Source organism: Sphingomonas sp. (genome assembly GCF_035758555.1).
Lineage (GTDB): Bacteria > Pseudomonadota > Alphaproteobacteria > Sphingomonadales > Sphingomonadaceae > Sphingomonas_B.
On the sequence record NZ_DASTXI010000165.1, the window covers coordinates 1 to 6,933 of the forward strand.

Here is a 6,933-nt window from a genome sequence, read left to right on the forward strand (position 1 = left end):
CGCGCTGCTCCTCATAATCGGCATTGGAGCGGAACCAGGCCTCGAACGTCTCGCCGCCTTCGCGGCACTGGAGATCGAACACGATCATAGGGTCACCGCGTCGGGGATAGGGCGGCGGTGGTTAAGCGCGGGTATGCGCGAACGCACCTCGGAGATGCGCTTGAGGTCGATGTCGGCGAAACCCACGCCCGACTCCTCGCCCATGTCGAGCAGGAGCTCGCCCCAGGGATCGACGACGAGCGAGTGGCCGAACGTGTTCCGCCCATCCTCGTGATGCCCGACCTGGGCAGCGGCGACGATGAACAGGCCGGCCTCGATCGCCCGCGCCCGCTGAAGCACGTGCCAGTGGGCGTGCCCGGTTGGCACGGTGAACGCCGCCGGGACGGCGATGACGTCGGCGTCCGCTTCCGCAAGCCGCGCGAAGAGGCCCGGGAAGCGCAGGTCGTAGCAGATGGTGAGGCCGAGCTTGCCGACCGGCGTGCCGTTCACCACGACCACCTCCTTGCCCGCCGAATAGGTGTTGGACTCGCGCCAGCTCTCGCCGGTGGGAAGATCGACATCGAACAGGTGGATCTTGTCGTAGCGGGCGCGGATCTGCCCTTCGCGGTCGATGACGAAGCCGCGGTTGGCGACCTTGCCGTTGCCGACGCGGATCGCGAGCGAACCGATATGCAGCCAAATGCGGTGGCGGCGCGCGGCTTCCCGGCAACCGGCCAGCACTTCGTCCTCGTCCTCCTTGCGTAAGTTCTTCGAGGCGCGCGCCGAATCGCGGTCGAGCAGGCCCGACATTTCGGGCGTGAACAGCATCTCCGCGCCACCGCCGGCTGCTTCGCCGATCGCCGTTTCCAGAGCGCGCAGGCTCGTTGCCGGATCGATGCCGGTGGTCGACTGGAAGAGCGCGATCCGGGTCATCGTGAAATCAGGTCGTCGAGGCGGCCTGCCCGTTCGAGCGCGAAGAGATCGTCGCATCCGCCGACATGATGCTCGCGGATGAAGATTTGCGGGACGGTGGTGCGGCCGTTTGCACGCTGAATCATCTGCTGCCGGGTCTCCCCTCCGAAATCGACCGATATCTCGCGATACTCCACGCCCTTCTCATCGAGCAGCGCCTTTGCACGCCAGCAATAAGGGCAGAAAGTCTTGGTATAAATTTCAATCGTCGGCACGATCGGCTCCTCCAGGCCGATAATTAGGCATGCGGTTCAACGCATCAACTGCGAAGGTTTCACCACGCGCGCCCAGCTGACGACCTCGACCCGCGCAGCGCCGGCCCGCTTCAGCACCCGCGCGCACGCTTCTGCGGTGCTGCCGGTGGTGAGCACGTCGTCCACGAGCACGACGGTCTTGCCGGCGACGGCGCTCTTGTCCGCGACCCGGAATGCGCCGGCGACCGTCTTTCGCCGCTGGAGCGGGCTCATGCCCTTCAGCGGCGGAGTGCGCCGTGTGCGCTGAAGCACAAGAGGGTCGGCCGCGATGTTCAGGCGGCGGGACAATTCGCGGGCGACCAGCGCCGACTGATTGAAGCCGCGAGACCATAGCCGGGTGCGATGGAGGGGAACGGGAACCAGGACAGCCTCGGCATCCGCGGCAACGAGGGGCGCCATATAATGCGCCATCGTCCGGGCGATCGCGACCTTGCGCCCGTATTTCAGCCGGATCGCGAGGCTGCGCGACAAATCGTCATAGGCCACCGCCGCGCGGCTTCGGGCGACCCGCGGCGGCCTGGCGAGGCAGCGCGCGCAATGGCTCTGCTCGGTCGCCTCCAGTGGTAGGCCGCAGCAGGTGCAGCCTCGGTCGCCGAGGAACTCGACCTCTTTCCAGCAATCGGGGCAGAAGCTGTGCACGTCGGGCACGATGGTGCCGCAACCGGCGCAGCGCGGAGGCAGCGCGAAATCGAGCGCCGAACGGGCGCAGGCGCGGACGATCTCGAAAACGCTCGCCATTGCGTCTTGTCGCCCGGCATCGCGCATCGCACAAGCGCCGCCGTGCCCGAGCTGTTCGACATGCGACTGCGCGCGCTTCGGCGCGACCGCGCGGCCCGCGCCGGAGTCGAGCTGTTCCTGTTCGAGCGGGTTTTCGATGACTGCATCGAGCGCATCGAACTGGCGAACCGGCGCTTCGGGCGCGCGCTGCTGATCGGCTGTCCCGATCCCGCGTGGCCGTCGCGGCTCGGACGCTTCGCCTCGACGGTCGACCTGGCGGACCCAGGCGCTCTCTTCGCCGCTGCCGCGGGCGGCTCGGAAATCATTGAAGACGCGTGGGAGCCGGTGGCATCGGCTTATGACCTCGTGCTCGCAATCGGCACGCTGGATACGATCAACGACCTCCCGCTCGCGCTGCGGCTGATCCGCTATGCGATGAAGCCGGACGGGCTGCTCATCGGCGCCGTTGCAGGCGGCGATACCCTGCCGCGGCTGCGCGCCGCCATGCGGTCGGCGGATGCCGTTTCCGGCTTTGCTTCCCCGCATGCGCACCCGCGGATCGAGCCCTCGGCGGTTTCACCGTTGCTCGACAGTGCCGGCTTCGTCGCGCCCGTCGTCGACGTCGATCGCCTGGAGGTGTCTTATCGCTCGCTGGGCCGGCTCGTCGCGGACCTGCGGGCGATGGGCGCGACCAGCGTCCTGAGGGAGAAGGCGGCGCCCCTCACCCGCGCCCAATTCGCCGCGGCCTCGCGCGCATTCGCGGAAGCCGGCGATGGACAACGGACGACCGAAACTTTCGAATTGCTGCATTTCGCCGCCTGGACTCCGGCAAGCGGATGACGGCGCATTAACTTTGTTCCGGGTAAGACTTGTTAACTGAGGCTCCGGTACACCCGCCGCGTGGACGTGGACCAGAGGAGGGTGGCGTGGACGCTATCCGGAAATATTTGCGCATGCTCAGCGCCAACGAGCGAGGAGCGACCGCGATCGAATATGGATTGATCGTCGGGCTGATCGCCGTGGCGTGCATCGGCGCCTTCACGAATCTCGGCGGCGGCGTGTCGGGCAAGTGGGGCCTGCTGCTGACGACGATCAGCACCTATATGTGAGCGGGGCGCTCAGCTCCGGCGAGCGCCGTAAATCACGAGCTTGACCCTCTGGCCCGGCGCAAGGCGGCTATTGGCCGTCAGACCGTTCATCACCAGGAAGCGGTCGAGCTTGAAATCGCGATACGCCATGCGGCTCGCGAGCGACTGCAGCGTGTCGCCCGGCTTCACCGTCACCACGTGAATGATTCGCGGCCGGATTGCGGCCGCTTCGGCTTGCGTGATCCTGCGCAGCGAATTCACCATCGGAGTGAAGGGACCGATGCCGGTTCCTCCCTGGGTCAGCATGACGAAGTGATAGATGTGCTGCGGGTCCCACTGATAGGCCATTACGCTGACGTCGATCAGCCCTGAGTCTGTTCGCACATGCGCCGTCGTATAGGCGGCCGGCATTCCGTTGATCGTCGTCCGCCGAGGCTGCGGGATCGCGAGCTCCACCTGCCCGCGGGTCAGCTGCTCGAAGACCCGGAGAATATAGTTGTCGAGCGAGCCATTGTAGCGGCCCCCGCTGAATTGCGCCTTCCCCGCCGATCCCGACACCGTCACAGCAAAGGTGCCGTTCGACATCAAATATCCAGTCGGAACCCTGAACTGGATGCGCAGATCGGGATGGGTGAAGACCGGGCCGTCGATGACGCCCTGCGCGGGATCGTCGTCGACGTAGACGCCTTCGAGCTGGTTCAGGAAGACATCGCGGTTGTGCAACCCGGTTCCGAGCCGCCCCGTGGCGCGCGCTTCCTGCAGAGCCCGCTGCATCCGGTTTTCGCTCAGCGGATGGGTGCTCGCCCACTCGGGCGTCTGGCGGTTGGTGCGGCCCTGGACCCGCGCCTCGAGGGCGGTCGTCCGGCTCAGCGCCGAGAGCAGCTGCGCCGCGCCCGCTGGATCGTAACCCGCCGCGATCATGTACCTGAGACCGAGGGTATCGGCTTCATATTCCTGCTCGCGCGAGAAGCTCAGCTGCTGGAGCTTGGCGCGGACCTGGAGGATGCTTCCCATGAAACGGTCGCCGAACACGGCTCCGAGGATGCGTCCGAGGACCCCGAGCGGGTTCTGCGCCGCATATTCCTCCCGCTGATGCGCATGGTTGGCGGCGATGTGCCCGACCTCGTGGCCGAGCGCGAAGGCGAGCTGCGATTCGTCGCCCATGATGCCCATCAGCTGACGTGTGATGTAGACGTAGCCGCCCGGCACCGAGAAAGCGTTCTCGACAGCCGAATTCAGGGTCGTGAAGTGGAGCGCCTGACCCGCGTTCGCGACTCCCGAATAAGCACCGACGCGCCGCCCGACGGACTCGACATAAGCCGCTCGTGGACCCGTTTCGGTCCCGCCGAGCTCCTCGACTATCTGCGCATTTTCCTTCTGCGCCTCCGCCACGTCGCGCGGGTCGAGGTAATGAGCGCGCTGCGCCGCAGCAGGCGTAATCGCCAGCGCGGCCGCGCAGAACAACAGGACGCTTCTTCGCATGTTCAGCGTGCACCCTCCGTTTCGGTAGCGCACTAAGCGCCGCCAATTTGAACGGAGAATGACTGGCAGGGGTTCCTGCCGGTCCTCAGCCGATGGCGAGGAACTTGGCGCGGCGCTGTTTCAGCAGCTCGGCGGGCCCGAGCTTGCCGCAGCCGTCGAGCTCCTCGATCAGCGCGCCCTTGAGGGCACCGATCGCCGCCTCGGGATCGCGCTGCGCCCCGCCGAGCGGCTCGTCGATGATCCGGTCCACGACGCCCAGCGACTGGAGATCGGCGGCGGTAATCTTCATCGCCTCGGCGGCTTCGGCGGCCTTGTCCGCCGTGCGCCACAGGATCGAAGCGCAGCCCTCGGGCGAAATGACCGAATAGACGGCATGTTCGAACATGAGGACCCGGTTCGCGGTGGCGATCGCCACGGCTCCGCCGGAGCCGCCCTCGCCGACGACCGCGGCAATGATCGGCACCTCGAGGTTCAAGCATTCTTCGGTCGAGCGGGCGATCGCTTCGGCCTGCCCCCGTTCTTCCGCCTGCACTCCCGGAAAGGCGCCGGGCGTGTCGACCAGGCTCACGACCGGAATACCGAACTGGTCGGCGAGCCGCATCAGCCGGATCGCCTTGCGGTAGCCTTCGGGCTTGGCCATCCCGAAATTGTGTTTGAGCCGCGAGGCTGTGTCGTCGCCCTTCTCGTGACCGATCAGCATGACGCGCCGTCCGTCGATGCGCGCGAGGCCTCCGATGATCGCCGGATCGTCGGCGAACGCGCGGTCGCCCGCCAGCGGCAGGAAATCGTCCGCGATCCCGGCGACATAATCCTTGAAGTGCGGCCGGTCCGGATGGCGAGCGACCTGGGCCTTCTGCCACGGGGTCAGCTTGGCGTAGGTATCGCGGAGCAGCTTGTTGGCCTTGGCCTCGAGCCGGCCGACCTCGGCGTCAATGTCGATGTCCGTGCTGCTCGCCGTCTCGCGCAGCTCGGCGACCTTGGTCTCCAGCTCGGCGATCGGCTTTTCGAAATCGAGGTAGTTCAGCATTCAGCGGCGCGCGTAGGACGAAGCTGCTGCAAAGGTCAACGCGCGCCGGTGGCGAGCGGGTGGCGGGCGTTGACCAGCTCGACCAGCCGGGCGCTGTCGACATGCGTGTAGATCTGCGTGGTGGCGATGTCCGCATGGCCGAGCAAAGATTGAAGCACGCGCAGGTCCGCGCCGCCCGATAGCAAGTGCGTCGCAAAGGCGTGCCGGAGAACGTGCGGGCTGACCCGGTCCGGTGCAATGCCTGCATCCGCCGCCATTGCGCGCACGATCTGAAACAGCCGCACCCGGCTGAGGTGCGACTTGCCGCTGGGAAATAGCCACAAGGCGGAAGAGCCGACATGCTCGAGCCATTGCTGGACTGCCGCCTGCGCCCGCGTCGATATCGGGACCAGCCGTTCCTTGCTGCCCTTGCCGCGGACCATCAGGAACGGCTGGCCAGGCCGAACCCCGCCGCGCGGCAGGCCGACCAGCTCGCTCGCCCGAAGGCCGGACCCGTAGAGGAGCTCGAGCAGCGCCAGGTTGCGGACGGCCGTACCCTCGCCGCTCGCCGCGCGGTCCTCGGCAGCCTCGAACATGCGGCGGACTTCGTCCTCGTCGAGGATTCGCGGCAGCGGCCGCTCGAAGCGGGGGCGCGGCAACGCCGCCGACGGATCGTCGCTGCGCAGGCCTTCATCCAACAGGAAGCCGAAGAAGCGCCTCAGCGCAGCGGAGCGCCGGGCCACGGTCGACGGCGCGAGCTCCGCCCATTCGCTGCCGAGCCGCGACACGTCGTCGCTCGAGGCCGTGCCGAGCGAGCCGAGCGCCTCGGCGGCGCGATCGAGGTCGTTGCGGTAAGCGGCGAGCGTGTGCTTCGACGCGCCCGCCTCGGCGGCCATCATGTCGAGGAACCGGTCGACCAGCGCGCGGTCGTCGGCAATCACGTCCGTGAAAGGGCCTCGGCGGCAATCATCCGTGCCGTGAAGTCCTGGCCCGTCCGCTCGAGGGCGCCGATCGCGCGATAGAGATGCGCCGAGGGAACCTTGTCCCAGCTGGCGGTCTGGAACCCGGTCCCCGTGAGGACCAGCACGGTCCCCGCCTGACCGCGCCCCGCCGCCGCCTCGATCATCCGGGTCCAGCTCGTACTCCTGCCGAGGCCGAGGTCGTAGCGGCGATTGAGCGAATTGGCGGTATCCGTGCTGATCCGCCCGAGACCCGCAAGCCCGGCGACGAGAAACGCGCTGCGCACCTTGTTCGGGCTGTTGTCGCGGCGGATGAAGCCGCTGATCCGGCTCGTGCCGACGCTCGAGACATCGGGTGCGGCCAGCGCGAGCATCGCCCAGCAGCGGTCGCTGTCGGCGTCGTCCATCTGGTTCACCGCCGAAATCCAGCGCGCCGCCGCCCGGTCGTATCCGGCCGCGAGCATGGCCGAGATCAG

At 67.4% G+C, this 6,933-nt stretch carries 9 protein-coding genes and 1 pseudogene; 2 read left to right on the top strand and 8 right to left on the bottom strand.

Features of this window, described 5'->3' with window-relative positions; translation table 11 throughout:
• The 4 genes from VFT73_RS09740 to VFT73_RS09755 form a co-directional block, all read right to left on the bottom strand.
• Positions 1 to 88: DUF1178 family protein (locus VFT73_RS09740; RefSeq protein ID WP_326410385.1), on the bottom strand; the 88-nt coding region annotated here is incomplete at its 3' end.
• Positions 85 to 912 (bottom strand): carbon-nitrogen hydrolase family protein, encoded by an 828-nt coding sequence (locus tag VFT73_RS09745; protein WP_326410372.1) that lies wholly within the window; start codon positions 910 to 912, stop codon positions 85 to 87. The genes VFT73_RS09740 and VFT73_RS09745, both read right to left, overlap by 4 nt.
• On the bottom strand, positions 909 to 1,166 hold the full coding sequence (gene grxC, locus VFT73_RS09750; protein ID WP_326410375.1) for a glutaredoxin 3: 258 nt from the start codon (positions 1,164 to 1,166) through the stop codon (positions 909 to 911). The genes VFT73_RS09745 and grxC overlap by 4 nt, the downstream gene beginning before the upstream one ends.
• Positions 1,167 to 1,202: 36 nt before the next feature.
• Positions 1,203 to 1,943: a ComF family protein gene (locus VFT73_RS09755; RefSeq protein ID WP_326410377.1), complete on the bottom strand. Its 741-nt coding sequence runs from the start codon at positions 1,941 to 1,943 to the stop codon at positions 1,203 to 1,205.
• A gap of 42 nt (positions 1,944 to 1,985) precedes the next feature.
• Between VFT73_RS09755 and VFT73_RS09760 the strand changes: the two genes are divergently transcribed.
• Positions 1,986 to 2,762 (top strand): SAM-dependent methyltransferase, encoded by a 777-nt coding sequence (locus tag VFT73_RS09760; RefSeq protein ID WP_326410379.1) that lies wholly within the window; start codon positions 1,986 to 1,988, stop codon positions 2,760 to 2,762.
• Positions 2,763 to 2,875: 113 nt separating this feature from the next.
• On the top strand, positions 2,876 to 3,031 hold the full coding sequence (locus VFT73_RS09765; protein WP_326410388.1) for a Flp family type IVb pilin: 156 nt from the start codon (positions 2,876 to 2,878) through the stop codon (positions 3,029 to 3,031).
• 9 nt (positions 3,032 to 3,040) lie between these two features.
• Here VFT73_RS09765 and VFT73_RS09770 read toward each other — a convergent pair whose 3' ends face one another.
• The 4 genes and pseudogenes from VFT73_RS09770 to VFT73_RS09785 form a co-directional block, all read right to left on the bottom strand.
• The gene (locus VFT73_RS09770; RefSeq protein WP_326410381.1) at positions 3,041 to 4,492 is read right to left on the bottom strand and encodes a M48 family metalloprotease; all 1,452 of its coding nucleotides are present in this window, start codon (positions 4,490 to 4,492) and stop codon (positions 3,041 to 3,043) included.
• A gap of 85 nt (positions 4,493 to 4,577) precedes the next feature.
• Complete coding sequence (locus VFT73_RS09775; protein ID WP_326410383.1) at positions 4,578 to 5,519, bottom strand: acetyl-CoA carboxylase carboxyltransferase subunit alpha; 942 nt, start codon at positions 5,517 to 5,519, stop codon at positions 4,578 to 4,580.
• 35 nt (positions 5,520 to 5,554) lie between these two features.
• Complete coding sequence (locus VFT73_RS09780; protein ID WP_326410391.1) at positions 5,555 to 6,436, bottom strand: tyrosine recombinase; 882 nt, start codon at positions 6,434 to 6,436, stop codon at positions 5,555 to 5,557.
• Positions 6,436 to 6,933 (bottom strand): annotated as a pseudogene (locus VFT73_RS09785) (hypothetical protein); the annotation flags it as partial. The gene VFT73_RS09780 and the pseudogene VFT73_RS09785, both read right to left, overlap by 1 nt.

What these genes read in the sequence shown, in the direction of transcription:
- VFT73_RS09755 (WP_326410377.1), bottom strand. Translation starts at nt 1,943, where the DNA reads ATGGCGAGCGTTTTCGAGATCGTCCGCGCCTGCGCCCGTTCGGCGCTC.
- VFT73_RS09770 (WP_326410381.1), bottom strand. Translation starts at nt 4,492, where the DNA reads ATGCGAAGAAGCGTCCTGTTGTTCTGCGCGGCCGCGCTGGCGATTACG.
- VFT73_RS09765 (WP_326410388.1), top strand. Translation starts at nt 2,876, where the DNA reads ATGCTCAGCGCCAACGAGCGAGGAGCGACCGCGATCGAATATGGATTG.
- VFT73_RS09745 (WP_326410372.1), bottom strand. Translation starts at nt 912, where the DNA reads ATGACCCGGATCGCGCTCTTCCAGTCGACCACCGGCATCGATCCGGCA.
- VFT73_RS09775 (WP_326410383.1), bottom strand. Translation starts at nt 5,519, where the DNA reads ATGCTGAACTACCTCGATTTCGAAAAGCCGATCGCCGAGCTGGAGACC.